General features: G+C 71.3%; 24 protein-coding genes and 1 pseudogene. 14 read left to right on the top strand and 11 right to left on the bottom strand.

Features of this window, described 5'->3' with window-relative positions:
* Nucleotides 1-108: 108 nt before the first annotated feature.
* The 6 genes from ABZ725_RS23875 (at nucleotide 109) to ABZ725_RS23850 (ending at nucleotide 5,112) form a co-directional block, all read left to right on the top strand.
* Nucleotides 109-501, top strand: coding sequence for a carboxymuconolactone decarboxylase family protein (locus ABZ725_RS23875; protein ID WP_358804603.1), 393 nt, complete (start codon nucleotides 109-111; stop codon nucleotides 499-501).
* 55 nt (nucleotides 502-556) lie between these two features.
* Entirely contained in the window at nucleotides 557-1,297 is a 741-nt protein-coding gene (locus tag ABZ725_RS23870; protein ID WP_358804602.1) for an SDR family NAD(P)-dependent oxidoreductase, read from the top strand.
* Nucleotides 1,298-1,353: 56 nt separating this feature from the next.
* Entirely contained in the window at nucleotides 1,354-2,559 is a 1,206-nt protein-coding gene (locus tag ABZ725_RS23865) for an FAD-dependent oxidoreductase (protein ID WP_358804601.1), read from the top strand.
* 17 nt (nucleotides 2,560-2,576) lie between these two features.
* Complete coding sequence (locus ABZ725_RS23860; RefSeq protein WP_358804600.1) at nucleotides 2,577-2,771, top strand: ferredoxin; 195 nt, start codon at nucleotides 2,577-2,579, stop codon at nucleotides 2,769-2,771.
* A gap of 47 nt (nucleotides 2,772-2,818) precedes the next feature.
* Nucleotides 2,819-4,057, top strand: a complete 1,239-nt coding sequence (locus tag ABZ725_RS23855; protein WP_358804599.1) for a cytochrome P450 — start codon at nucleotides 2,819-2,821, stop codon at nucleotides 4,055-4,057.
* A 113-nt stretch (nucleotides 4,058-4,170) separates the two neighbouring features.
* Complete coding sequence (locus ABZ725_RS23850) at nucleotides 4,171-5,112, top strand: SDR family NAD(P)-dependent oxidoreductase (RefSeq protein ID WP_358804598.1); 942 nt, start codon at nucleotides 4,171-4,173, stop codon at nucleotides 5,110-5,112.
* Nucleotides 5,113-5,399: 287 nt separating this feature from the next.
* Here ABZ725_RS23850 and ABZ725_RS23845 read toward each other — a convergent pair whose 3' ends face one another.
* The gene (locus tag ABZ725_RS23845; RefSeq protein ID WP_358804597.1) at nucleotides 5,400-6,860 is read right to left on the bottom strand and encodes an MFS transporter; all 1,461 of its coding nucleotides are present in this window, start codon (nucleotides 6,858-6,860) and stop codon (nucleotides 5,400-5,402) included.
* A 436-nt stretch (nucleotides 6,861-7,296) separates the two neighbouring features.
* Between ABZ725_RS23845 and ABZ725_RS23840 the strand changes: the two genes are divergently transcribed.
* Nucleotides 7,297-7,893 (top strand): hypothetical protein, encoded by a 597-nt coding sequence (locus ABZ725_RS23840; protein ID WP_358804596.1) that lies wholly within the window; start codon nucleotides 7,297-7,299, stop codon nucleotides 7,891-7,893.
* Nucleotides 7,894-7,935: 42 nt separating this feature from the next.
* On the opposite strand, the gene ABZ725_RS23835 is transcribed toward ABZ725_RS23840, so the two are convergent.
* The 3 genes from ABZ725_RS23835 to ABZ725_RS23825 all read right to left on the bottom strand — a co-directional run bounded on the left by ABZ725_RS23835 (nucleotide 7,936) and on the right by ABZ725_RS23825 (nucleotide 10,343).
* Nucleotides 7,936-8,862, bottom strand: coding sequence for a MerR family transcriptional regulator (locus ABZ725_RS23835; protein WP_358804595.1), 927 nt, complete (start codon nucleotides 8,860-8,862; stop codon nucleotides 7,936-7,938).
* Between the two features lie 66 nt (nucleotides 8,863-8,928).
* Nucleotides 8,929-9,387, bottom strand: coding sequence for a MarR family winged helix-turn-helix transcriptional regulator (locus ABZ725_RS23830; RefSeq protein ID WP_358804594.1), 459 nt, complete (start codon nucleotides 9,385-9,387; stop codon nucleotides 8,929-8,931).
* Nucleotides 9,388-9,470: 83 nt separating this feature from the next.
* Entirely contained in the window at nucleotides 9,471-10,343 is an 873-nt protein-coding gene (locus ABZ725_RS23825) for a helix-turn-helix transcriptional regulator (RefSeq protein WP_358804593.1), read from the bottom strand.
* 196 nt (nucleotides 10,344-10,539) lie between these two features.
* Between ABZ725_RS23825 and ABZ725_RS23820 the strand changes: the two genes are divergently transcribed.
* Together ABZ725_RS23820 and ABZ725_RS23815 are read left to right on the top strand one after the other, a co-directional pair.
* Nucleotides 10,540-11,319 (top strand): SDR family oxidoreductase, encoded by a 780-nt coding sequence (locus ABZ725_RS23820; protein ID WP_358804592.1) that lies wholly within the window; start codon nucleotides 10,540-10,542, stop codon nucleotides 11,317-11,319.
* 87 nt (nucleotides 11,320-11,406) lie between these two features.
* Nucleotides 11,407-11,634, top strand: a complete 228-nt coding sequence (locus ABZ725_RS23815; RefSeq protein WP_358804958.1) for a 4-oxalocrotonate tautomerase family protein — start codon at nucleotides 11,407-11,409, stop codon at nucleotides 11,632-11,634.
* 64 nt (nucleotides 11,635-11,698) lie between these two features.
* Here the strand turns inward: ABZ725_RS23815 and ABZ725_RS23810 are convergent, their stop codons facing one another.
* Entirely contained in the window at nucleotides 11,699-12,577 is an 879-nt protein-coding gene (locus ABZ725_RS23810; RefSeq protein ID WP_358804591.1) for a sigma-70 family RNA polymerase sigma factor, read from the bottom strand.
* Nucleotides 12,578-12,660: 83 nt separating this feature from the next.
* Here ABZ725_RS23810 and ABZ725_RS23805 point away from each other — a divergent pair, with 83 nt between their 5' ends.
* Nucleotides 12,661-13,110, top strand: coding sequence for a carboxymuconolactone decarboxylase family protein (locus ABZ725_RS23805; protein WP_358804590.1), 450 nt, complete (start codon nucleotides 12,661-12,663; stop codon nucleotides 13,108-13,110).
* A 49-nt stretch (nucleotides 13,111-13,159) separates the two neighbouring features.
* Here ABZ725_RS23805 and ABZ725_RS23800 read toward each other — a convergent pair whose 3' ends face one another.
* On the bottom strand, nucleotides 13,160-14,041 hold the full coding sequence (locus tag ABZ725_RS23800) for an NAD(P)-binding domain-containing protein (protein WP_358804589.1): 882 nt from the start codon (nucleotides 14,039-14,041) through the stop codon (nucleotides 13,160-13,162).
* 97 nt (nucleotides 14,042-14,138) lie between these two features.
* Here ABZ725_RS23800 and ABZ725_RS23795 point away from each other — a divergent pair, with 97 nt between their 5' ends.
* From ABZ725_RS23795 to ABZ725_RS23785, 3 genes are all read left to right on the top strand, one after another.
* Nucleotides 14,139-14,513 carry a helix-turn-helix domain-containing protein gene (locus ABZ725_RS23795; RefSeq protein ID WP_358804588.1) on the top strand — a complete coding sequence of 125 codons (375 nt, stop codon included), beginning with the start codon at nucleotides 14,139-14,141 and terminating at the stop codon, nucleotides 14,511-14,513.
* Nucleotides 14,514-14,583: 70 nt separating this feature from the next.
* A complete protein-coding gene (locus ABZ725_RS23790; protein WP_358804587.1) occupies nucleotides 14,584-15,648 on the top strand; it encodes a hypothetical protein in 1,065 nt (354 codons plus the stop codon).
* Nucleotides 15,649-15,741: 93 nt separating this feature from the next.
* The gene (locus ABZ725_RS23785; protein ID WP_358804957.1) at nucleotides 15,742-16,638 is read left to right on the top strand and encodes an AraC family transcriptional regulator; all 897 of its coding nucleotides are present in this window, start codon (nucleotides 15,742-15,744) and stop codon (nucleotides 16,636-16,638) included.
* On the opposite strand, the gene ABZ725_RS23780 is transcribed toward ABZ725_RS23785, so the two are convergent.
* The 4 genes and pseudogenes from ABZ725_RS23780 to ABZ725_RS23765 form a co-directional block, all read right to left on the bottom strand.
* Nucleotides 16,611-16,862, bottom strand: coding sequence for a hypothetical protein (locus tag ABZ725_RS23780; RefSeq protein WP_358804586.1), 252 nt, complete (start codon nucleotides 16,860-16,862; stop codon nucleotides 16,611-16,613). The two genes, ABZ725_RS23785 and ABZ725_RS23780, sit on opposite strands and share 28 nt — an antisense overlap.
* Nucleotides 16,855-17,301 (bottom strand): hypothetical protein, encoded by a 447-nt coding sequence (locus ABZ725_RS23775; RefSeq protein WP_358804585.1) that lies wholly within the window; start codon nucleotides 17,299-17,301, stop codon nucleotides 16,855-16,857. Before ABZ725_RS23775 ends, ABZ725_RS23780 begins: the two co-directional genes overlap by 8 nt.
* Before the next feature lie 157 nt (nucleotides 17,302-17,458).
* A pseudogene (locus ABZ725_RS23770) lies at nucleotides 17,459-19,899 on the bottom strand (FtsX-like permease family protein).
* Nucleotides 19,899-20,747 carry an ABC transporter ATP-binding protein gene (locus tag ABZ725_RS23765; RefSeq protein WP_358804584.1) on the bottom strand — a complete coding sequence of 283 codons (849 nt, stop codon included), beginning with the start codon at nucleotides 20,745-20,747 and terminating at the stop codon, nucleotides 19,899-19,901. Before ABZ725_RS23765 ends, ABZ725_RS23770 begins: the two are co-directional and overlap by 1 nt.
* 291 nt (nucleotides 20,748-21,038) lie before the next feature.
* Between ABZ725_RS23765 and ABZ725_RS23760 the strand changes: the two genes are divergently transcribed.
* Complete coding sequence (locus tag ABZ725_RS23760) at nucleotides 21,039-21,647, top strand: sugar O-acetyltransferase (protein ID WP_358804583.1); 609 nt, start codon at nucleotides 21,039-21,041, stop codon at nucleotides 21,645-21,647.
* Between the two features lie 24 nt (nucleotides 21,648-21,671).
* Here the strand turns inward: ABZ725_RS23760 and ABZ725_RS23755 are convergent, their stop codons facing one another.
* A complete protein-coding gene (locus ABZ725_RS23755) occupies nucleotides 21,672-22,706 on the bottom strand; it encodes a helix-turn-helix domain-containing protein (protein WP_358804582.1) in 1,035 nt (344 codons plus the stop codon).
* Nucleotides 22,707-22,811: the final 105 nt, after the last annotated feature.

The following is a 22,811-nucleotide window of genomic DNA, read 5'->3' as shown; positions in this document are numbered from 1 at the left end:
GGGCTGGATTCCTTCAATGGATGCGAATCTCGCCGGGTGGATTGATTGTACCGACCGTCTGGTCTAACTTTCCCTCAGGGACGCGAAGCCGCGCAACAGGAGTCAGTCATGAATGACAAGAGCGTCGAAGAAGCCACCGATCTGCGGGCCGCGGGCTGGAAGGCCATGCGGGCCGCCCTGCCGGGCGTGTTCCCCGAAGGCGACGTCGACCTGCGGGACGGCCGCCTCGGTGAGGAACTCGTCGACATCGGTCTCACGAGTGTATGGGGGGCCCTGTGGGGCCGCGAGGGTCTCGCCCCGCGCGACCGCAGCCTCGTCACGCTCGGCATCCTCATCGCCCTCGGGGCGGAGACCGAGCTGAAGACCCACGTCCGCATCGCGCTGACGAACGGACTGACCGAGGACGAGATCGCCGAGGTCGTCTACCACTCCAGCGGCTACACCGGCTTCCCGCGGGCGGTCGCCGCCCGCACCGCCGCGCGCGAGGCGCTGGAGAGCTGACCGCCCCGTCCGGGACGACAGCCGTAGGGACCCACCGATCACACGAGGAGCACACATGACACTGCAGGGAAAGGTCGCGGTCGTCACCGGCGGCGCGCGGGGAATCGGACGCGGGATCGCGACCGTGCTCGCGGCCAAGGGGGCCGCCGTGGCGGTCTGGGACCTGAACACCGAGGGCGCCGAGAAGACCGCCGCGGAGATCCAGGCCGCGGGCGGCACGGCCCTCGCGGTGGGCGGCGACGCCGCCGACGCCGAGGCGGTGGCCCGCTCCGCGGCGCGCACCCGCAAGGAGCTCGGCCCGGTCACGATCCTCGTCAACAACGCCGGCACGACCGCCTACGAACCCTTCACCGCCATCAGTGAGGTGTCCTGGGACCGCATGATCGCGATCAACCTCAAGGGCCCCTTCCTGGTCACCCAGGCGCTGGTCCCCGACATGCTCGAGGCGGGCTGGGGCCGGATCGTCAACATCTCCTCGTCCTCCGCCCAGACCGGCGCACCGGCCATGGCGCACTACGCGGCCTCCAAGGGCGGGGTCATCGGCCTCACCAAGGCGCTGGCGATCGAGTACATCGAGAAGGGGATCACCGTCAACCACGTCCCGCCGGGGTTCATCGACACCCCGCTGGTGCGCCAGGGCCCCATCGACGTGGACGCGGCCGCCGCCACGATGCCGATGAAGCGGGCCGGCACCCCCGAGGACGTCGCGTACGCGGTGGCCTACCTCGCCTCGGAGGAGGCGGGTTACGTGACCGGCCAGACGCTCAGCACCAACGGCGGGCGCTACCTCCTCTGACCAGCCCGCCGGACGCCCCACGGAACACCGCATCAACCGTTGCACTGGAGCCGACATTGAGCATCGAGGACGACGTCAGGGCCCCGGCCCACGTCCTGGTAGTGGGCGCCTCCGCGTCCGGACTGACCACCGTGGAGACGTTGCGCCGCAAGGGCTACGAGGGCCGGATCACGGTGCTCGGCGACGAGCCGCACCCGCCGTACGACCGGCCGCCGCTGTCCAAGCAGGTGCTGTCCGGCGCATGGGAGCCGGAACGGGCCGCGCTGCGCACCCAGGACCTGCTGTCCGCGCTCGACGCCGAGTTCGTCCTGGGCGACCCGGCGGTCGCCCTGGATCCGGCGACGCGCAGCGTCCGCACGCGATCCGGGCGGGAGCTGCCGGCGGACGCCGTCGTCATCGCCACCGGCGTACGCGCCCGGCGCCTGCCCGGATCGCAGGACCTCGCCGGCGTCCACGTACTGCGCACCCTCGACGACGCACTGGCCCTGCGCACCGAGCTGCTGGCCGGCGCCCGGCTGGTGGTCGTCGGCGAGGGCGTGCTCGGCTCCGAGATCGCGGCCACCGCACGGACCCTGGGCCTGGACGTCACGCTCGCCGGACCGCTGTCAGCGCCGATGGCGCTCCAGGTCGGCCCGCTGGTGTCCGGCGCCCTGGCCGAACTGCACACCGAGCGCGGGGTCAGGCTCCGGCTCGGCAACGCAGTCGTCGGACTCACCGACCGGGACGGCCGGGTCACCGGCGTCCGGCTCGCCGGCGACGAGGTGCTGCCCGCCGACGCGGTGGTGGTCGCGATCGGCGCGACCCCGGCGACGGAGTGGCTCGCGAGCAGCGGGTTGGAGCTGGACAACGGGGTGGTGTGCGACTCCCGCTGCCGGGCCGGGCAGGGAATCTACGCCGTCGGCGACGTCGCCCGCTGGCACCACGAGAGCCTCGGCCGGCTGGTCCGCCTGGAGAACCGGACCAACGCCACGGAACAGGCCATGGCGGTCGCCGGGCAGATCCTCGGCGACGACCGGCCGTACGCACCGGTGCCGTACTTCTGGACCGATCAGTACGACGCCAAGCTCCAGGTGCACGGCTTCCTGCCCCCCGAAGCCGAAGTGGACGTCGTCGAGGGCGACCTGACGGCCCGTCGCTTCGTCGCCCGCTACCGCGTCGACGGCCGGGTCACCGGCGTTCTCGGCTGGAACATGCCCAAGCAGGCCCGACTGCGCCGCCAGGAGATCGTCGACGGTCTCGACACGCCCGCCCCCACCCACTGAAACGTCAGGAGAGACCCATGAAGGTTGTCGTCGACGAGGAGAAGTGCGTCGCCGCCGGACAGTGCGTGGCCGCCGCCATGGACGTGTTCGACCAGCGCGAGGACGACGGCATCGTCGTCCTGCTGGAGGAGAACCCGCCGGCCGAGCAGGCCGAGGACGTGCGCAACGCCGCAGCGGTGTGCCCCGCCCTGGCGATCCGCATCGAGGAATAGCCCCCGAACTTCTTCCCTTCCCCCACCCCACCACCGGAGGAACACCCATGGCCGAGGCAGACGTCCGGCACGCCGCCGACGAGGCGACCTACTACTACCAGGACGACCGGGACGCCAAGTGCCCCTTCGCCCCGCCGCCCGGGCTGCGCGCCCTGAACGACGGGGGTCCCGTCTCCCGGGCCCGGATCTGGGACGGCAGCACCCCCTGGCTCGTCACGGGCCACGCCGCACAGCGCGCCATCCTGTCCGACCCCCGGGTCAGCTCGGACGACAAGCGGCCGGGATTCCCGTACCCGAACAAGGCCATGGCGGAGACGGCCCCTCACCACCCGCTCACGATCTTCAACTCCGACGGCGCGGACCACACCCGGATCCGCCGCATGATGACCCGCCCGTTCACCCGCCCCCGGATGGAGGCGCTGCGGCCGGACATCCAGCGGTTCACCGACGAGCTCATCGACCGGATGCTGGCGGGCCCGAAGCCGGTGGACCTGGTGACGGCGCTGTCCCTGCCGCTGCCCTCGCTGATGATCTGCGCACTGCTCGGCGTCCCGTACGAGGACCACGACTTCTTCCAGGAACACGCCTCCTTCGCCACCAGGAGCGACAAGACGGCCGACGACGACCGGCGGGCGGGCGACGCACTGGGCGGCTACCTCGCCGGACTGCTCCGGAAGAAGATGGAGGAGCCCGCCGACGACGTGCTCTCGGACTTCGCCGCCCGGATCAAGGCGGGTGACCTCACCCTCCCCGAGGCCACCCTGCTCGCCATGATCCTGCTGATCGCCGGTCACGAGACCAGCGCGAACATGATCACGCTCGGCACCGCCCTGCTGCTGGAGAACCCCGACCAGATCGCACGGCTGCGCGAGATCGAGGACACCCGGGACGCCGCGGGCGCGGTCGAGGAGATCCTTCGCTATCTGACCGTCGCGACCTTCGGACAGCGGCGCATCGCCGGTGAGGACTTCGAGTTCGAAGGCGCGCAGATCAAGGCCGGGGACGGCATCATCGTCCCGCTGCCCGCGGGCAACTGGGATCCGCAGGCGTTCCCCGAGCCGGAGAAGCTCGACCTCACCCGCAAGGCGAACCACCACCACGCCTTCGGCTGGGGCATCCACCAGTGCCTGGGCCAGCAACTCGCCCGTATCGAGCTCCAGGTGGTCTACGGCACCCTCTACCGGCGCATCCCGACCCTGCGCCTGGCGGTCGGCCGCGACGAACTCGCCTTCCGCCCGGCCGACGCGCTCGCCTTCGGCATCGGGGAGCTGCCGGTGACCTGGTAGCCCTGGCAGCCCGACCTCGGCGCCGACCCGCCGGTCCCGCCCGCACGGGTGGGACCGGCATCCGTATATCCGCAACCGCAGTATCCGCAACCGCAGTACAACAGGAGTCAGGCATGAGCGAGTTCAGCTTCGAAGGACGCGTCGCGGTCGTCACCGGCGCGGGCCGGGGGATCGGCCGGGCCCACGCCCGCCTCCTGGCGGAGCGCGGGGCGAAGGTCGTCGTCAACGACCTGGGCGGATCCATGGAGGGCGACGGCTCGGACGTCGGCCCCGCCCAGCGAGTCGTCGACGAGATCGTCGCGGCGGGCGGTGCGGCCGTCGCCAACACCGACGACGTGTCGACGCCGGCCGGCGGACAGGCGATCATCGACTCCGCGATCGAGCACTTCGGCCGCATCGACGTCCTCGTCAACAACGCGGGGATCATCCGGTGGGCCGGACTGCCGGAGGTCGACGCGGAGAACCTGGAGCGGCACCTCGCGGTGCACCTCGTCGGTTCGTTCAACACGCTGCGCGCCGCCTGGCCGCACTTCGTCGAGCAGCAGTACGGCCGGGTCGTGCTGACCACCTCCAGCGGCATGTTCGGCCTCGACAACAACCTGTCGTACGCGGCGGCGAAGGCGGGCACGGTCGGGCTCGCCCGCAGCGCGAAGCTGGCCGGCGAACCCCATGGCATCAAGGTCAACCTGATCGCGCCGGCGGCCATGACCCGCATGGGCGGCGGCCCCGAGGAGGAGCCCGCGGAGGCGGTCCCCGGCATGCCCTACATGCCGTCGGACGCGGTGGCGCCGATGGTGGCGTATCTCGCCCACGAGAGCTGCCCGGTCAATGGGGAGATCTACACCGCGGGCGCCGGCCGCTTCGCGCGCCTCTTCATCGCCTCGACCCAGGGGTACGTCCACCAGGGCGACCCCGCCACGGTCGAGGACGTGGCCGGCAACTGGGACGCCGTCAACGACGAGAAGGGCTACTACGTGCCGTCGGACCTGATGGCCTGGTCGGGCGCGTTCCTGCAGCACCAGTTCGCACCGATCGCCGGTTCCGCGAACTCGTAGACAGCGGGTGACGCGGCAGCCGTCTCGTGGACGGCAGTGACCGAGGGCCGGGCGTGCTGCCCGGCCCTCGCGGTGTTTCGTCGGGTGCGCGCGGCAGCAACTGCGGTGCGCATACCGGCCGTTGGTCGATGCCGATGCCGATGCCGATGCCGATGCCGATGCCGATGCCGGGGCGGAGGGCGGGTCACGCGGGACCGGCTCCGCCGCTCCCGCCTCTGCGGCCGAAGGGCCGAGAGGAGGGAAGCGCGCGGAGCCGGTCCCGTGCCGTGCACGCCGAGGCGATGCGGTCAGGCCGTCGCCTGGCCGACCTCGGCCTCGTCGAGGCGCTTGGCCCTGGGGATCAGGGCGACGAGCAGCGCGCCCACGGCGCAGCATCCGACCACCAGCCAGAGCCCGTTGGTGAAGCCGGTGTCGAGGTAGAACTGGGTGCCGTGCATGACCGCGCCGTGCTGGGCCATCACGACGAAGGCCAGCTGGGAGACGATGATCTGGGCGACGCCCTGTCCGAGGGTCTGGGCGCCGTTGGCCAGGGCCTGCTCCTCGGGGGTGACCACCTCGATGATCATGATGGGTACGACGGCCATGACCATGCCCGTGCCGAGCCCCGCGATGAGACCCATCCCCACGATCTGCGGGGCGCTGTGGTGCAGTTGGGTGCCGATGCCGTAGCCGAGGACGGTGAGCGCGGAGCCGGTGCCCAGCAGGATCCGCGCGTCCGTCCGGCGGGCGAGGAAGCCGGTGCCGACGGCCGCCACGATGATCATGGCGCTGATGGGGCTGGTGACGATGGCGTTGTGGGTGCCGGACCAGCCCAGGCCTTCGGAGACGTTGGGGATGTTCGGCATCAGTATCAGCAGCTGGATCACGACGCCGACGGCGCTGAGCGAGCCGGCCGCCACGGATGTGGCCAGCAGGACGGTCCACACCGAGCGACGCCGGGTCATGGCCGGCGGGAACAGCGGTTCGGCGACGCGACGCTCGACCAGGACGAAGGCGATCAGCGTGATCAGCGCCCCGACGACCCAGGCGGTGAACCTGGCACTGTCCCAGCCCCAGTGCGTCCCCTGGCCGACGGCGTAGACGAGCGAGGTGATCCCTCCGCCGAGGAGGATGCCGCCGATCCAGTCCATCCGGCCGCCCGCCGCGCGGATCGGGCTCTCGGGCACGAAGGCGGCCACCAGCGCGAAGCTCACAGCGGTGCTGATCGCCATGAACCACAGCACGCCACGGAAGCCGTAGTCGTCCAGGAGCCAGCCGGACAGGAACGGTCCGCCGAAGGCGACGAGGCCGACACCGCCGGCGAGGATCCCGCTGGCGAGTCCGACCCAGCGGCGAGGGAAGACGTCGCGGGTGATCGCGTAGGCGAGTGGTGCGGTGGCCGCGTAGACGCCCGCGATGCCGCGTCCGATCAGCAGGGTGCGGTAGTCGGTGGCCAGGGCGGCGATCAGGTCGCCGACAAAGCCCAGCCCGGTGGCGACGAGGAGAACCTTCTTCTTGCCGAAGAGGGCCGCGGCCTTGACCGCGAAGGGCAGGAAGAACGTCCCGGTGAGCAGGGTCATCAGGGTGAACCAGGCGATCTGGGTGGTCCGGAAGTGGATCGCGACATCGGCCTGCGCGATACCGGACAACGCGGCCATGAGCGCGACCAGTTGGACGGTCCACACGAGCGCGACCACGACGAGCGCGTTGCGTGGGGTCGAGAGGGATCTCTCGGAGGCTTGCGGAGCGGCGGTTCGGGTGTGGGACATCGGCGGCCTTCCGTGGATGAGCGGTGGACCGGAGAGCGGCTCCGGGCCGGGCGGGACGGGGATGCTCGACGCGGTGTCGGGCCCAGGCATGCGTGACGGCCGTTCGTTGCCGCGGTGCGGCTGCCGGAAAGATAGACCCAACGGTCGGTACAATCAACGAAATGCGCAGAGAAGCGATCTCGGACGCCTACAGATTCCCGTGATCAGCCGACCGCCACCCCCGTGACCAGTGACTTCACCCTCGACGACGGGCCGGGACACACCGCACCGCGTGGTCGACTCCCGTCCCGCTCAGTGGGATGCCGCGCATCGTGGAGTTCGGGGGACTTCACGGTCGTCCGCCGAACGGGCCAGGCTTTCGGGCCGGTCCGGCATGGCAGCAGGCCGACGGCTCGACGCGCCTGGATCCTGACAGCCGAACGAGGCAGGAGAGACCGTGGACGATCCCAGCCCCCGAGAAACCCGGAGCTCTGCATCCACCGGCGCGGGCCAGGACGCCTCCGGTGAGCCGGGGGTCATCGGCATCGCACTCGCAGCCGTGCTGACGGCCGCGCTCGCCCAGGGTTCGTGGCAGTGGTTCGCCACGTACGTCGGGGCGACGCTGCTCGCGGTGGTCTTCTCCTTCTACCGGCTGCCGAGGCGGACGCCCGGCCCGGGACCTGCCTATGCGCGCAATCTGGCGGCGTACTCGCTGGTCGTCGGCCTGTGTGCAGCGATCGCGCTGGCTCCCGCGCTGCAGCGCTGGGACTGGCTGTTCCCGATGCCCGGCACCCGTGACAGGTGTCCCGCGCTGGGCGCCTACGCGAGCATCCGGACGGAGGCGGAGCTGGGGAACCTGGCCGGGCGCGACGCCGCCGCCTTGGCTCAGGCACAGGACGTCCATCGCCACGACGCCGTCGCCGACTGCCTGTCCGCCACCACGACCCTGTGGTTGCCGGTCTACGCGGCCGGAGCGGCCGTGCTGGTGGGTCTGGGCGCGTGGTGCATCGATCACGTTTGGACGAGGAAGGCGACGGCCGAGGCCGGCCGGTAGCCGAAGAGAGCTGTTGGGGCTCGAAGGCTCGATTCCCCTGGGCTACGGCGTTCTGTCCTGGCGCAGGGCCTGGATCAGCCAGGCGGCGTCCGGGAGCAGCCCCGGAAGCACCTGCCAGCCGTTGACCGCCCAGACGAGTCGCCAGTACTGCTCCACGCGCGGATCGTTCACGGCTTCCAACTGCTCGATCAACCAGCCTCGCAGCTCCGCGTCAGCGATGTGCGGGTGGGCCCCGGCGACCGCTTCGACGACGCCGTCCGCGATCGGTCGGGCTTCCGGGCCGAGCGGGTCGACGCCTGCTTCCTTCGCCGCGGTGACCGGCTGACGGATCAGCTCCATCACCTTGTCGGCGACGCCTGTGCCGGCCGGGAGGGTCTCTTGCGCGGCGAGCTTGCGCATGCGGTGGCGGAAGTCCTCCTCACCGATGAGTTCGGCGAGTTCCGCCCAGGCCCGGATCTGCTCGGGGGAGGGGTCGTCGGGGAGGTCGGGTGCGGCCATCCGCACCATGGCCGCCAGTTCACGGTGTCGGTCCTGCACGTCGAACGTGCTGGTGACGAAGTCGTCGATCAGGCGTCGGCGCTCGGCCGCGGTCAGTCGGGTGAGCTTGTGCATGAGGGTGATCTCCTCGGGGCTGGAGCCGCTCAGGGCCACCGCTCGCAGGACGCTCCGGTGCAGTCGCAGGGTCCGGATCCGAAGGTCCACGGCGTCCGCGTGCACCGCGACGACATCCGCCAACGAGACCTTGCGGTCCAGCACGCGTCGGATGGTGGCGAGATCCATCTCCAGCTCCCGCAGCGTGCGGACGAGTTCCAGACGAAGCACCGCGTCGAGGTCGTAGAGCCGGTAGCCGGCGGGACTGCGGTCGGAGAACGGCACCACCCCCGAATCGGAGTAGAACCGGATCGTCTTCACCGACAGGCCGGTGAGCCGGGCAACTTCCCCGATCGTGTAAGGAGTCGCGTCGTTCATGCCCCTCATCCTGGCGTCTCCCGTAACCGGAGACTCAAGGCCGATTCCGCCGGCTGCACCAGCGCGTCAGTGGTGCCAGGCCCGCCCGCCCGTGTTGTGGATGAAGCGCTGCAGCACTTTGAGTGTGGTCAGGTACTCCTCGTCCGAGATGCCCGCGTGCCGTTCGGCGCTCAGCTCCTCCTGAAGGGCCGCGACCTTGGCGTAGAACGCCTCGCCCTCGGTCGTGAGGCCCAGACGTCCCTCGGCGTCCTCGGTGATCCAGCCCTGGGCGATGGCCGTGTCGATCTCGGACTCGATGCTCTCCGAGCCCTCGTCGAGGTAGTTCCGGAGGAGGCGAGAGACCTCGTCGCGGGTCTTGACGGTGTCCGCGCGTGCGACCTGTGCGAGGACCCACCACTGCGGCTGGGTCGTGCCCAGGTCGGCGAGGGAGGCCCGGATGCGGGTGACGACCGCCTTGGAGGCGGCCCAACTCCAGTAGCCGATGGGCTGCCGGATCAGTTCGGTGTCGCTGTGCGAGTACTCCATGGCCAGTCCCTCTGTCGTCGTCTGCGCTGGTTCGCTGGGACCGACCGTAGGAACTCAACCTGACTTGAGGTCAAGGCCGTGCATCAGGCGCGTCGCTGTTCCGATGCGGTCGGGCCGGGCGACAGGTCCTGGGTGCCGATGACGGAGAGAAGCTCGAGCTGGGCGGCGCCCTCGCTGCCGGGCGGCGCGGTGAACCAGAGCAGGCGTTGGCGTCCGTCCTCGCTGAACAGGCTGTGACAGTCGAGCTCGATGACGCCCAGGGTCGGGTGTGCGATGCGCTTGTGGTCGGTCCGCCGGAGGGCGACGTCGTGGGTGTCCCACAGGACCGTGAATTCTTCGCTGTGTCGGCGGAGTGCGGCCACCATCTGGTGCACCTCGCTGTCCCCGCCGCGTCGGGCGGCGACGGCCTGGAGGTCGGCGACGAAGACCCGCGAGTGGTGGGGATGGTCCTCGGCCGGGTAGACGGCGCGGGCCTCGGGCTCGGTGAACCAGCGGTAGACGAAGCTCGCCGCGGGGCCCCGAACGGCCGGATGCCGACCGACGAGGGCCACGGCCAGCTCGTTCTGGACGACCGTCTCGTGGAGGTCGGTGATGACCTGGGCGGGGGTGGTGGTGAGCCGGTCCAGCAGGCCGAGCAGGGCGGGCTGGACATGCGCGGTCGAGCCGTGCGCGGCCGGTGGCACGGGACGGTCGGCGAGATGGAACAGATGGTCGCGTTGGTCGCCGTTCAGACGCAGCGCCCGGGCCAGAGCGGCGAGCACCTGCGCAGAGGGCTGAGCGCCGCGCCCGCGTTCCAGCTCGGTGTAGTAGTCGGCGGACAGACCCGCCAGCTGGGCGACCTCCTCGCGCCGCAGTCCGGGCACTCGTCGCCGCGGACCCACAGGCAGGCCGACCTCGGTCGGGCGGATGCGGGCGCGCCGGGACTTCAGATATGCGGCGAGTTCGGAATGGTTCACGCTCCCCAGGATGACGCGCACCGCAGCCGTGAGCCAGGGGATGACAACCCCCGGGTACGGACAGCCCTGGCTGGGACCGGATCACCGGCTCACGATGAAGACACACGGCAAGCAGCCCCCGGCGGCAACGCCGACGCCCCACGCCACGGCCACCCCCCGTGGCCCCCGTACTACTCGATTACTCGCAGGAGTCTCCATGCCACACCAGGACACCGCGGCGGATCGCGCCGCAGTCGACCACCCCGCACCGCCGCGCGTCGCCGTCGTCACCGGTGGTTCCCGTGGCATCGGCCGGGAGACGGTGAGCCGGCTGGCCGCCGACGGGTTCGCCGTCGTGGTGGGTTACGCGGGCAACCGTGAGCAGGCCGAAGCCGCCGTAGAGGCGGTCGCGGCCGACGGCGGCCGGGCGGTCGCCGTCCAGGCGGACGTCGCGGACGAGCAGCAGGTGGCCGCACTGTTCGACACGGCCGAGTCGAAGTTCGGCGGCGTCGACGTCGTCGTCCACGCAGCCGGCCGGATGCATCTCTCCCCGGTCGTCGACCTGGACCTGGCGCAGCTGGACGCGGTGTACCGCACCAACATCCGAGGGAGTTTCGTCGTCGCCCAGCAGGCCGCCCGCAGGCTCCGCAGCGGCGGGGCAGTGATCATGTTCTCCACGTCCGTGGTGGGCCTGGCGTTTCCCGGCTACGGCGCCTACAGCGCCAGCAAGGGCGCAGTCGAAGCGCTCACGATGATCCTCGCTCGCGAGCTGCGCGGCCGGGACGTCACCGTCAACGCCGTCGCGCCCGGCCCCACCGCCACCGACCTGTTCCTCGAAGGCAAGGACGAGCAGACCATCGCCCGGTTGGCCGCCCAGCCCCCGCTGGAACGGCTCGGCACCCCCGCCGACATCGCCGAAGTCGTCGCCTTCCTCGCCTCCCCGGCCGGCCACTGGGTCAACGGCCAGGTCGTCCGGGCCAACGGCGGCATCATCTGAGCGACCACGGCGCCTGCGCCGTGTGGCCCCTCATCCCATCTCCACCCCATTCCCATGTCCATGCTCATGTCAGAAACGAGATCCGTCATGCCGTTCGCCAACTTCAAGGTCCCCGCCGGCACCCTCGACGAGAAGCAGAAGGAGAAGATCGTCACGCGCACCACCGAGCTGTACGTCGAGATCTACGGGGAGCGGGCCCGCGCCAACACCATGGTCCTGGTCGAGGAGGTCACCGACGGCGGCTGGGGCATCGGCGGCAACGTCCTGACCCGCGCCATGCTCGAGGAATCGCCCGAGGAATCGCCCGAGGGCTGACGCCTGCGGACGACGCCGGCCCGCCCGATGTCCCTGCCCGGTCGGCGACCGCCGGTGCGGTGACTCACTCAGGATCGGGCAGCTCCATCGACGCGAGCCTGGCCGGGTGGGTCACGGCCGTGAGGTCGGTGATCCGGCCGTCGGCGACGGTGAAGGCGAGGACCGAGAGCGGGGTGCCGTCCGCATGCCAAGACACCACCCCGGGAAGGCCGTTGACGAGCACCGCCCGCCCCCGCGTGGCGGCGCGGGCGGCCAACTGCGCGCCGGCGGCGACCCGGGTCGCGCCGATGGTGACGACCACGCCGTCGGGAGTGTCGGCGGTCAGCCGCACCTCGGGGTCGAGCACCCGCAGCAGCCCGTCGAAGTCGCCGCCGCGAGCGGCCGCCAGGAATGCCTGGACGACCTCTCGCTGCTCCTGTCCGACGGCCGTCGGCCGGTCCGCCGCCTGTACCTTCCTGCGGGCTCGGCTGGCGAGCATCTTGGTGGCGTCGGTGGACTTGCCGAGGATCTGGCCGATCTCCTCGAACGGCACCGCGAACAGGTCGTGCAGCACGAACGCGAGCCGCTCGCTCGGCCCGAGCGACTCGAGGACGACCAGCAGCGCGAGCCCGACCGAGTCGGCGAGCGCCACGTCGTCCTCCGGCGCAGGACCGTCGTCGACCGCCACGACGAGCTCGGGCAGCCGGGCGTCGTAGGACGCCTCGGGGTGGGACTGGCGCGATCGCAGCACGTCGAGACTGATCCGGCCGACCACCGTGGTCAGCCAGCCGGCGAGGTTGTGGATGCTCGCCGTGTCCTGGCGGGACAGCCGCAGCCACGCCTCCTGGACCACGTCCTCGGCGTCGGCGTGTGATCCGAGCATGCGGTAGGCGACCGCGCACAGCCGGTCGCGCTGGGCGTCGAACGCCTCGGCCACCGGGTTCGTGGGGCTGCTGTCGGACATGTTGTTACCTTCCTCGGTGCTGCTCCGTCATGGGTGATGACGGACCCGAACGACCACAGGTAACCGATGAAGGAGCAGCACCGATGGAAACACGTATGAAGAGCCCGGCAGATCCCCAGGTGATCGCGGCGATCCAGCAGCTCAACAAGGCGATTCAAGCCGCCGGCGTCGACCCGCTCGTGCTCGAACTGGTCCACCTGCGGGCCAGCCAGATCAACGGCTGCGGCCCGTGTGTGTTCGCCGGGGTCCGGTCGGCGAAGAAGCATGGAGAGACCGATGAGCGGCTCCACAGCGTGGGCACCTGGCGCGAGACGCCCTTCTTCACGGAGGAGGAGCGGGCGGCCCTCGCACTGGCCGAAGCCGCCACCCGGATCCAGGACGGCGCACCGGGCGTGACCGACGAGATCTGGGACGCCGCCGCCGACCACTTCGACGAGAAGCAGTTGTCCGCGATCATCCTGAACATCTCGATCACCAACTTCTTCAATCGGATCAACCACACGATCCGCGAACAGGCCGGCAAGACCTGGTGAGTCGGACGGGGCGTCACCCGCCTGGAGGCCACGCCCCGGCAACGACCGGTCAGCGTACGAGCAGGTCGACGACGCCGGTCAGGTCCTCCGCGCCGCTGCCCTCGGCCAGGCGGCGGCGCATCAGGTCGAAGTAGGGACGCAGCAGTTCCGGACTGACGCCCTGCTCCTCGGCGGTGTTCAGGAAGGTCGGTGTGCCGGCCACCTGCATGGCCAGGTTGGAGACGACGCCCTCGGTGTAGTCGCCGCTGCGCAGTTGGGCGGCGGTCTGGTGAACCGCCGGGGCCATCGCGACGAGCCAGTCGGCGAGGAGCGGGGCGAGCGACGCGGGGTCGATGTCCTCCTTGCGGATCAGGGCGAAGGCGTGCGCGGCACCGGCGAACATCCCGTACATGGCGCTGAGCAGGGCCACGTCGTGCAGGGCGGCGAAGCCCGCGTCCAGGCCGACGTAGGCAGTGCCGGCCGGGACGCTCAGTGTGTCCCGGTGCCGTTCGAACAGTTCCCGCGAGCCGCTGTAGAAGACGTAACCGCCGGCTCCCGGGACGCCGATCATCGGAGGGACGGCCATGATCCCGCCGTCCAGGTATCGGGCACCGCGCTCGCGGGCCGGTTCGGCGCGGGCGCGGGCCTCGGCCGGGGTGCTGGTGGTGAGGTTGACCAGGTCCTTCCCGGCGAGGTCGGCGCCGGCCAGCACCTCGTCGACCGAGGCGTCGTCCAACAGACAGACGACGACCAGTGTGCTCGCCGCGACCGCCTCGGCGGCGCTGTCCGCGACCCGAGCACCCTCGGCGGCGAGCGCCGCTGCGCGGGCCGGAGTGCGGTTCCAGACGGTGAGCGGGTGGCCTGCGGCAAGCCAGGCGCGCGCCAGCGCGGTGCCCATCGCGCCGAGGCCCAGCAGTGTGACGGGGGTCTTCTCAACAGTGTTGTGTGTCATGCCGATCAGGCTGGTCGCAGCTCCGAAAGCGATCAAGTACGCACTTGGGAGTGGGTGGTTACCCTGAAGTGAGCGAGCACGTCAGAAGGGTGGGGGCATGACGACGCTGAACCGGCCGGGCGCACCGGACGGACACACCTGCGGGATCGACGCCGCGATGGAGGTGATCGGCGGCAAGTGGAAGGTGCTGATCCTCTGGGCGCTCCACGAGCACCCCTGCCGCCGCTTCGGCGAGCTGCGCCGACTGCTCCCGGGGATCACCGAGAAGGTGCTGGCCTCTCACCTGCGAGAGATGGAGGCGGCCGGCGTGGTGCGCCGCGTGTCCTACGACGAGGTGCCGCCCCGCGTCGAGTACTCGCTGACCGAGGACGGCACGCGCCTCAACGAGGCACTCCAGCCGCTGGCCGCCTGGGGACGGGAGCGGCCGACGGCTGGGCGGACGCAGGAGACGGCGGGCCAGCACGTTCGGTGAGAGGGCGCCGGCCACGGCAGGTTGCTCTGCGCCGGTCCCCGATGTCAGTGGGGTCCGTTACCTTCGGGCCATGTCGATCACCGCACAACTGCGTGACTCGGTCAGGCTGCCGGGAGGACACGCGCTGGTCAACGGCTTCGCCTTCGAGAGCCGTGGGGAAGCCCCGCGCCGCGCCCTGCTCCAGAACGGGCACGAGCTGGAGGTCTACGACCTGCACGAGGTCTTCGCGGGGGAGCGCGCCCCGGCTGCCGTCTTCCCTCTGCCCTGGCCCGGATGGGACCGAGGCGTCCACTCGGTGAGCCCCGACGGCCTGGTCGCGGTGTTCTCGGGTCAGCGCGCGGTGCGGGCCGTGGGCAACGGCGGAGAGACGCTGTGGGAGTACCGGCACGGCTGTTGGGGGCCGCAGCTCGGGCACCCGCACACGGGGGACGACCAGGAGGTGTGCAGGGGCATCGAGCACGGTTCCTGCCGCGTCTCCGACGACGGGCGCTTCGTCTGGGCGCATGTGGTCGAGCCGCAGGAGCGCGGCGGGCGGGAGTGCTGGGTCGTCCTGGACGCCTGGGACGGGCGGGAGTTGGCCCGGCTGCCGCTGGACAGCGCGGCCGCCGGTTCGTTCCACCTCTCCCACCCGGACGGTATCCACATGGGGCTGTGCATCGGCATGGGCCAGGACGGCATCCTGCTGTACTGGGCACGCTGGGACGGCGAAGAGCTGACCGCCCGGGACCTCGACGAGACGACCGACCGCGACCGCATCCTGACGGACGTCCACACGGGACATGCGGGCTTTCTGACGGTCGAGCAGGACGGAGCGGACCTGCAACTCCACGCCCTGGACGGCGTCGTGCTCGCGCACGGGGAGCCCGAGTGGGCGGACGAGTACCCGCCCTACTGGGACGACGGCTGCGGTTTCGTCGACGCCGACACCGTCATCGCCTCGACGCTCGAATCCGACGAGGACCCCGAACAGGCCCACCACTGGCTGCTCGACGCCCACACCCTGGAGATACGTGGGTCGGTCGCGTATCCCACCGGCCGGGTCGACAGTTATGTGCGCCCGCTCGGCGACGGGACCTGGCTCACCTACGACGGCAGCAGCGAGACGCTCAGCCGCTGGAGCGAAGCAGCGCGATGAGCGCGGCCACCCGACTTGATCGGGCACAGGATGTCGGGCCAGGAGGGGGAGCGGCTGCCTAACGTGGTGATCACAAAGGAAGGGGACCCCGGAATGCTGGAGCGGCTCAACCAGGCCATGGATCACATCGAGGCCCACCTCGACGAGACCATCGACGTGGCGGAGCTGGCGCGCATCGCGGCCACCTCGGAGTACCACCTGCGCCGGATGTTCTCGGCGCTGGCGGGCACGCCGCTGTCGGAGTACGTCCGGCGCCGGCGGCTCACCGTCGCGGGCGCCGAAGTGCTCGCGGCCCGTGAGCCGTTGTTGGAGATCGCGGTGCGCTATGGCTACGGATCGGGCGAGGCGTTCGCCCGGGCGTTCCGTGCCATGCACGGCGTCGGGCCGGGCGAGGCCCGGCGCACCGGTGCCGCGCTCGTCTCCCAGTCCCGGTTGACCTTCCGCCTCACCGTCGAAGGGAGCAGCAGCATGCGCTATCGCGTAGTGGACAGGCCGGCTTTCACCGTCGTCGGCCTCAAGGCCCGGGTGCCACTGGTGCACGCGGGACCGAACCAGGCGATCATCGACTTCGTCCGCGGGATCGAACCGCGGACCCTGGAGCGCCTGGAGAAGCTGTCGGACCAGGAGCCACGGGGCATCGTCGCGGTCTGCGACGACCTGGACCCGAGCCGCGCCGAAGGCACCGAACTCGACTACTACCAAGGGGTGATCACGTCCGCGGACGCCCTCGACGGCACGACCGTCCTGTCTGTCCCGGCGGGTTCGTGGGCGGTCTTCACCGTCTCGGGGCCGGTGCCGCAGGCCATCCAGAACCTGTGGCGGGACGTGTTCACGGAGTGGTTCCCGTCCAACCCGTACCGCAGCCGCCCCGGCCCCGAGATCCTGCACACCCGCCTGTCCCCGGACAAGACCGAAGCCGACGCCGAACTGTGGCTTCCCGTGGAGCGGGAAGAGGGCCGACGCTACGAGCCGTCCGCGCGGACCGCGTAGACGTAGCGCTGGTCGGGGTACTCGCTGACGTTCCAGATCACGGACTCGCCGTAGGTCCAGCCGGACGCCCCGCTGCTGTGGTAGCTGAGGTCCTCGCAGCCGACCGCCAGGTCGCAGACGGCGCTCGCGGCCGGGGCGCCGGAGGCGAAGGTGCGCAACGCACCTGTCCCGGAAGGGCCGTTGCTCACCGCATGACGGCTCACCACATCGCCACCGTCACTCATGCCTCGCGCCGCGCCCTTGATCCCACAAGGCGGCGACGGTGTCGAGTTCCGCGCGGAACTGGCCGGCGGTGGTGAAGCCGCGCTCGTCGAGGAACAGCAGGGTCTTGCGCCGGTGCTGCTGACCGATGGCGACGGTCACCACATAGCGCGAGCTGACCTGGAAGCCGTACGCCATGTGGACGACCTCCCGGTCGACCAGCTCGAGCGCGTGGACGTCCGCCCACGGGTGCTGTCGGTCCGTCAGAAAGCCCCGGCGTGTGACGCCGTCCGCGGACACGACCGTGCCGAGCCGTAGAATCCGGACGACGACGATGAGGATGACCGCCAGACCCGCGAGCGCCAGCAGGGCCGTTGTCGAGCCGGGTAAGCCGATGCCCCAGGGGATCGCGGACATGATCCCGAGGAACACGACCGCAGCGAAGATCGTGTACCTGATCATGCTGGGTGGGATCCGGTACTTCCTCGGCAGCGTCGACAACGCGGCTCCCCCTTTCGTTCCTGCGTGGATAGCAGGCCACGCTGCGGCGGTCAACGTCGACGAACGCGGTTTCTCGGGCGGCGCAGCCCCGTCGAGTCGAGGTGGTCCCGCATCGGCATCAGCCGGCGTTGCGCCGGGTGCGCAGGGCTGCTCGGGCCGGGAGTGCAGTCGCCGTCATCCCCAGGGCGAGGATCGTCGCGGCGAAGGAGCCGTACAACAGCGGGGGAATGTAGGGCGCTTCGCCCGTCAGTCCCTTCATCATCGGTACGAGAGTCGCCAGGGCGATCGCGGTGCCGAGCCCGATCCCGGTCAGGGTGACCAGCAGGGCCTCCCAGCGGATCATCCGCAGAGTCTGGCGGCGCGTGGTGCCGATGAGGCGCAGGGTGGCGAGTTCGCGGCGGCGGTCGAGGACGGTCATCACCAGGGTGTTGACGGCGGCCACGGCCGCGAAGCCGCCGAGCACCGCTGCCATCACCGTGTTCGCCCAGGCGTTGAGCTCTCGGTCCAGGGACCGCGCGGCGGTGTAGTCGCCGGCGTCGAGGACCCTGCCGAGCGGGGTGAGGGCCTCGGCGGTGCCGCCCTTCGTCCAGACCTCGGTGTCGAACGCCGAGGTGACGTGGGCCGCCAGGTCGGAGCGGCTCAGTGTCACCTGGGACAGGCCCAGGCCTCGTCCGTACGTCGCCACGACCGTCGGCTCCGCCTTGGTGCCGTCGGGCAGGCGCAGGGGGAGCCGGTCGCCGACCCGCACATGGGTGGTGTCGGCCAGCGTCGCGTCGAGCGCGACCTGCCCCGGCTGCAGGGAGACGGCGCCGGTCCGCACGTCGAGGTCCTGGACACGGGCGAGCGCGTGCGGGGAGCCGGTGACGCCCTGGGCGGAGACCGACTCCAGGGAGCCCGAGGCCGGGACCAGCACGGAGGTCCTCAACAGGCCGACGGCGGCGGTGACGCCGGGTGTGCGGGCCGCCCTGTCCACCGCGTCCGGGGCCAGCCCCGCGGGGGAGGTGACGATGTGGTCGGCGACGATGCCCGCCTGCTGCTGGGATGCGATGGCCCGCTCCTCGCTGGTGTGCATGAAGACGAGCGTGCAGGAGAACGCCATGGCCAGCACGATGGGTGTGATCGCCGAAGCCAGTCGGCGGGCGTTGGTCTGGGAGTTGGCCGCCGCCAGCGAGGCCGGAGCGCCGGCGCCGCGCAGCGGGAGGCCGAAGAGCGCGGCGCAGGCCCGGGCCACCAGCGGGCCGAGCAGGGCCACCGCGAGCATGAAGAGGAACACGATGCCGAGTGCCGCGTTGGCCGCGTCCTCGCCGCTGAGCGAGGTGGCCAGACCCGCGCAGACGAAGCCGCCGACCGCCGCGGCGATCCCCAGCGGAGTGCGGATCCAGCCGACGCGCAGTCGTTCCACCGAGACCTCGGCCAACGCCCGGCCGGGCTTGATCCGGGCCGGGCGGCGGGCCGCCGTGTATCCGGCGAGCAGCGCGGTCAACAGGACGGCGCCCACCGCGGAGAGGAGCGGGATCCCGGAGACGGAGAGAGTCACCTCCTGCGGGACGGCCCCCCTGTCCTTGAGCTGGCCGAACCACCAGCGGGCCAGGGCGATGCCGGGCAGACAGCCGAGCGCGCCCGCGAGCGGGGCCACCAGCAGCGTCTCGGTGGCGATGGTCCGGCGGATCTGGCGCGGGGTGGCGCCGATCGCCCTGAGCAGGGCGAACTCCCGGGCACGCTGGCCCACGGAGAGCGCGACCGTGCCGGCCGCCGTGAACACCGCGACCATCGTGGCGACGCCGCCGAAGGAGCCGCCGAGCGCGATGAGCAGTTCCTTGGCCTCGGCCAGTGAGGTGTCCTCCGCGGCGCCGCGGTCGTCGCCGGTGTAGACCTGGGCTCGGTCGCCGAGGGCGTGTGCCACCTGCGACTTGAGCTCGGCCGCAGACACCCCTTGCTCGGGGAGTACGGCGATGGCGTCGATCCGGCCCGGACGGCCGGAGAGGCGTACGGCTTCGGAGTCCGTGAACCAGGCCGTCGGCGGCCGGCCGGCGGAGGCGGTGATGCCGGAGACGCGGAAGTCACGGGGGCCGTCGGCGGTGGTGAGGGCGATGCGGTCGCCGACGTCGGCGGCGCCCTCGGTGAGGACGACCTCGCCGGTGCGCGGCGCCCGCCCTGCGGTCGGCTGCTCGCCCGTGAACGCCGTGGAGCCCCAGCCGTGCGCCGTGAGGGCGCTCTTGCGCAGCTGGATCGGGAAGGTCACGTCCGCCACCGCCGTGCGGGCGCCGGGAACCGAAGCGGCCTTCGCCACCAGGGAGTCGTCGAGGCGGGCGGTGTCGGGCACCGGTGTGGAGTCGTCTTCGCGATCCTCACCGTGGCCGGTGATCCAGTGGGCGCGCTGGTCGGCGGCGGCGACCACGGGAGCGTCGGCGTAGCGCTGCGGCGGGACGAAGGCGCGCACAGGAGGATGCCGCACGCCGACACGATCGCCGCGGCCATCGCCAGTGCGACGAATGTGCCCACGAAGGCGGCGGGCTTGAAGCGGACGGCGGCGCGGGCCAGGCCGTTGGGCACGAACATCAGGCTGCCGCTCCCACACGGGACGGCCTGGTGAGCGCCGTCATACGGGCCGCGATCTGCTGGGCCGAGGCCCCCTCCAGACGGTCGACGATCGAGCCGTCGGCCAGGAACAGCACACGGTCGGCCCAGGCCGCTGCCGCCGGGTCGTGCGTGACCATGACGACCGTGGCGCCGGTGGGGGCGCTTTGGCCAGAGCGAAGACCGAAGTGCGGGACGTCCACCGCGCGGCGCAGCAGACCGAGGATCTCGGTGGCCGTGGTCGTGTCGAGCGCGCCGGTCGGCTCGTCCGCGAAGACGACGTCGGGCCGGGTCACCAGCGCACGGGCGATGGCGACGCGCTGCTGCTGGCCGCCGGAGAGCTGGCCGGGCCGGCGCCGGGCCAGCCCGTCCAGACCGACCTGGGCGAGGACCTGGGCGGCGTGGCGTCGGTCGGCGCGGTGGCCGGCCAGGCGCATCGGCAGCAGCACGTTCTGCTCGACGGTCAGGGACGGCAGCAGGTTGAAGGCCTGGAAGACGAAGCCGAGACGGGTGCGGCGCAGCGCGGTCAGCTTGTTCTCGCTCAGGCTTGTGATCTCCGTGCCGCCCAGGTGGACCGTGCCGGCGCTCGGGCGGTCCAGGCCCGCCGCGCACTGCAGGAACGTGGACTTACCGGAGCCGGAGGGGCCCATCACCGCAGTGAAGCCGCCGCGTGCGAGGGTGAGATCGATACCGCGCAGGGCGTGCACGGCCGAGTTGCCGCGGCCGTACTGCCTGCGCACTCCCCGCAGCTCGATGGCCCGGTCCTGCGCCGGCTCCGCGCCGATCCGCGAGGTGTCGCCGTCCTTCTTCTGCTTCCTCCGCAGGCCCATGGCGGGGTCCGTTCCTTTCGCCGTACGTCCGTTTTCGGTGGTGTCTCGAACGTACGATCTCGGGCGGTGCCGGGACCATGACGGCGGCTGCCGGATCGATGGTGGGGATAACCCCAGGTACCCACCACAAGGACTGCTCCCGGCTACGGCTACGGCTGCGGCCGCGGACCAGGATCCGCGGTCCGAAAAGGGATCATGGTGTCTTCGCGGTGCACGTAGGCTCTGGACGCGCGGTCGACCAGGGTGTGCCGGGCCGGTGCCCGAGAGATTGGACGAAGGGAGCGTTCCACTGTGGCGCATGCTCACGAGGAAGAAGTTCTGGCCCGGATCGCCAAGGGGCTCGTCTACAACGAGACGGAAGCGGCGTTCCAGGCCCCGCGGCGCCGCACCGATCAGATCTTCGAATACAACCACACACCACCGAGCGAACCGCAGAAGCGTCGCTCGCTACTCGACGCGATCTTCGGCTCGGTCGGCGAACGCACGGTGCTGCTGCCTCCGTTCCACGCCGGGTTCGGCAGCAACGTCCATATCGGCGACGACTTCTTCGGGAACGTGAACCTCACGTTCGTCGACGACGTGGACATCCGCATAGGCAACGGTGTCATGATCGCGCCCAGCGTGACACTGACCACGACGGGGCACCCGGTGCATCCCTCACGACGCGTCGACTTCGCACGGTTCTCGGAGCCGATCGTGATCGAGGACAAGGTGTGGATCGGCAGCAACGCCGTGGTCCTGCCGGGTGTTCGCATCGGCTACGGGTCGGTCATCGGCGCCGGCAGCGTCGTCAGCCGCAGCATTCCCCCGATGAGCGTCGCGGTCGGAACCCCTTGCCGGGTGCTCCGCCCCATCACGGACGAGGACCTCGCCACACGTATCGCCGAGCAAGAGCACTGACGCGCTCGGCGTGTCCCCGGCTCCTCAGTCGTCGAGCAGCCGCCATGCGGTCAGGGCGAGCTTGGCCCGTATCAGCCCGGTGGGTTCGGTGAGTTCGATGCCCAGGGCCTTTCCGGTCCGATCGAGTCGGCGGGCGACGCTGCTGTGGTGCAGGTGGAGGAGGTCGGCGGCCCGGCGCAGGGAGGCCGTGGCGCAGTAGGCGTCCAGCGTCTCCAGGTGTTCCGGGTTGCCGGCGATGCGAGCGATCGCCGCTACGTCGGCGTTGTCCCGCGCGGCGTCCTGAGGTGTCTCGGCCAGCAGCGCCAGCGCGCCCAGCTGGTCGTAGCCGATGACAGGTTCGCGTGGGGTGGTGAAGCGGAGGGCCGTGCGGGCCTGCTGCCAGGACCGGTCGGGGGTTTCGGCGGCGCCGATGCCCGCACGTACACCTGCCGGAAACCGGGCCGGGTCCACGGTGGTGGCCAGGATGGCGCCCACGTCGGCGAGCGGCGCCGCCTTCACCGGGCGGGCCGGACAGACCAGGCCGCCGACCTGGTCGAGCGGAACCTGCGACCGGACGGCGATGACGCGGACCGGAAGGTCGGCGGCGAACCCCAGGAGCCGTAACGCCCGGGCTCGGGCCGCCTCGTCGCTGTCGGAGCTGATCGCCAGTTCGACGAGGGCGGGGTCGGCCATCGTGGTGCGGGCCGGGCCGTACCGCTCGACGGCCGTCGCGGCGGCGATGGCGAGCCGGTCGAGGAGAGCTTCGTCGAGCGGATTCGGCGGGCCGGGGCGCTCCAGCCACACCGTGCCGATCTCCTCGTCGTCGAGGGTGATCGGCGCCGTGGTGGACGCCGGTGGCGGCGGGCCGGAGGTCTGCCTGCCGTCGGGCGCGACACGGACCACCCGCCCGGTGCCGTGGAGCCGTATCCCGGCCACGCACTCGGCCAGGCCCGCCGAGGCCCGGGCGAGCGCCGGGAGGTCCACCCGTCGGCGCATCAGCGTGTCGTAGAACATGACGATCCGGACCACGCCTTCAGCTTCCGAGTCCAGTCCCGACAGCCGTAACGCCAGTGCCTCCATGGCAGGAGGATAGGGCCCCCTGGTGGGGAGGAGAAGCGCCGATCGGCGCGCGATCAGGGCGGGATACCCGACAGTCGGCGGACGATTCCGGGGCGGCCGGCGGTG

The organism is Streptomyces sp. NPDC006872, from assembly GCF_040635845.1.
GTDB lineage: Bacteria > Actinomycetota > Actinomycetes > Streptomycetales > Streptomycetaceae > Streptomyces.
This window is presented reverse-complemented; position numbering and strand designations above follow the sequence as displayed.

What these genes read in the sequence shown, in the direction of transcription:
- ABZ725_RS23810 (WP_358804591.1), bottom strand. Translation starts at nt 12,577, where the DNA reads ATGTCCGACAGCAGCCCCACGAACCCGGTGGCCGAGGCGTTCGACGCC.
- ABZ725_RS23800 (WP_358804589.1), bottom strand. Translation starts at nt 14,041, where the DNA reads ATGACACACAACACTGTTGAGAAGACCCCCGTCACACTGCTGGGCCTC.
- ABZ725_RS23845 (WP_358804597.1), bottom strand. Translation starts at nt 6,860, where the DNA reads ATGTCCCACACCCGAACCGCCGCTCCGCAAGCCTCCGAGAGATCCCTC.
- ABZ725_RS23815 (WP_358804958.1), top strand. Translation starts at nt 11,407, where the DNA reads ATGCCGTTCGCCAACTTCAAGGTCCCCGCCGGCACCCTCGACGAGAAG.
- ABZ725_RS23805 (WP_358804590.1), top strand. Translation starts at nt 12,661, where the DNA reads ATGGAAACACGTATGAAGAGCCCGGCAGATCCCCAGGTGATCGCGGCG.
- ABZ725_RS23785 (WP_358804957.1), top strand. Translation starts at nt 15,742, where the DNA reads ATGCTGGAGCGGCTCAACCAGGCCATGGATCACATCGAGGCCCACCTC.
- ABZ725_RS23755 (WP_358804582.1), bottom strand. Translation starts at nt 22,706, where the DNA reads ATGGAGGCACTGGCGTTACGGCTGTCGGGACTGGACTCGGAAGCTGAA.
- ABZ725_RS23875 (WP_358804603.1), top strand. Translation starts at nt 109, where the DNA reads ATGAATGACAAGAGCGTCGAAGAAGCCACCGATCTGCGGGCCGCGGGC.
- ABZ725_RS23820 (WP_358804592.1), top strand. Translation starts at nt 10,540, where the DNA reads ATGCCACACCAGGACACCGCGGCGGATCGCGCCGCAGTCGACCACCCC.
- ABZ725_RS23860 (WP_358804600.1), top strand. Translation starts at nt 2,577, where the DNA reads ATGAAGGTTGTCGTCGACGAGGAGAAGTGCGTCGCCGCCGGACAGTGC.
- ABZ725_RS23790 (WP_358804587.1), top strand. Translation starts at nt 14,584, where the DNA reads ATGTCGATCACCGCACAACTGCGTGACTCGGTCAGGCTGCCGGGAGGA.
- ABZ725_RS23835 (WP_358804595.1), bottom strand. Translation starts at nt 8,862, where the DNA reads ATGAACGACGCGACTCCTTACACGATCGGGGAAGTTGCCCGGCTCACC.
- ABZ725_RS23775 (WP_358804585.1), bottom strand. Translation starts at nt 17,301, where the DNA reads ATGATCAGGTACACGATCTTCGCTGCGGTCGTGTTCCTCGGGATCATG.
- ABZ725_RS23780 (WP_358804586.1), bottom strand. Translation starts at nt 16,862, where the DNA reads ATGAGTGACGGTGGCGATGTGGTGAGCCGTCATGCGGTGAGCAACGGC.
- ABZ725_RS23850 (WP_358804598.1), top strand. Translation starts at nt 4,171, where the DNA reads ATGAGCGAGTTCAGCTTCGAAGGACGCGTCGCGGTCGTCACCGGCGCG.
- ABZ725_RS23795 (WP_358804588.1), top strand. Translation starts at nt 14,139, where the DNA reads ATGACGACGCTGAACCGGCCGGGCGCACCGGACGGACACACCTGCGGG.
- ABZ725_RS23765 (WP_358804584.1), bottom strand. Translation starts at nt 20,747, where the DNA reads ATGGGCCTGCGGAGGAAGCAGAAGAAGGACGGCGACACCTCGCGGATC.
- ABZ725_RS23830 (WP_358804594.1), bottom strand. Translation starts at nt 9,387, where the DNA reads ATGGAGTACTCGCACAGCGACACCGAACTGATCCGGCAGCCCATCGGC.
- ABZ725_RS23855 (WP_358804599.1), top strand. Translation starts at nt 2,819, where the DNA reads ATGGCCGAGGCAGACGTCCGGCACGCCGCCGACGAGGCGACCTACTAC.
- ABZ725_RS23870 (WP_358804602.1), top strand. Translation starts at nt 557, where the DNA reads ATGACACTGCAGGGAAAGGTCGCGGTCGTCACCGGCGGCGCGCGGGGA.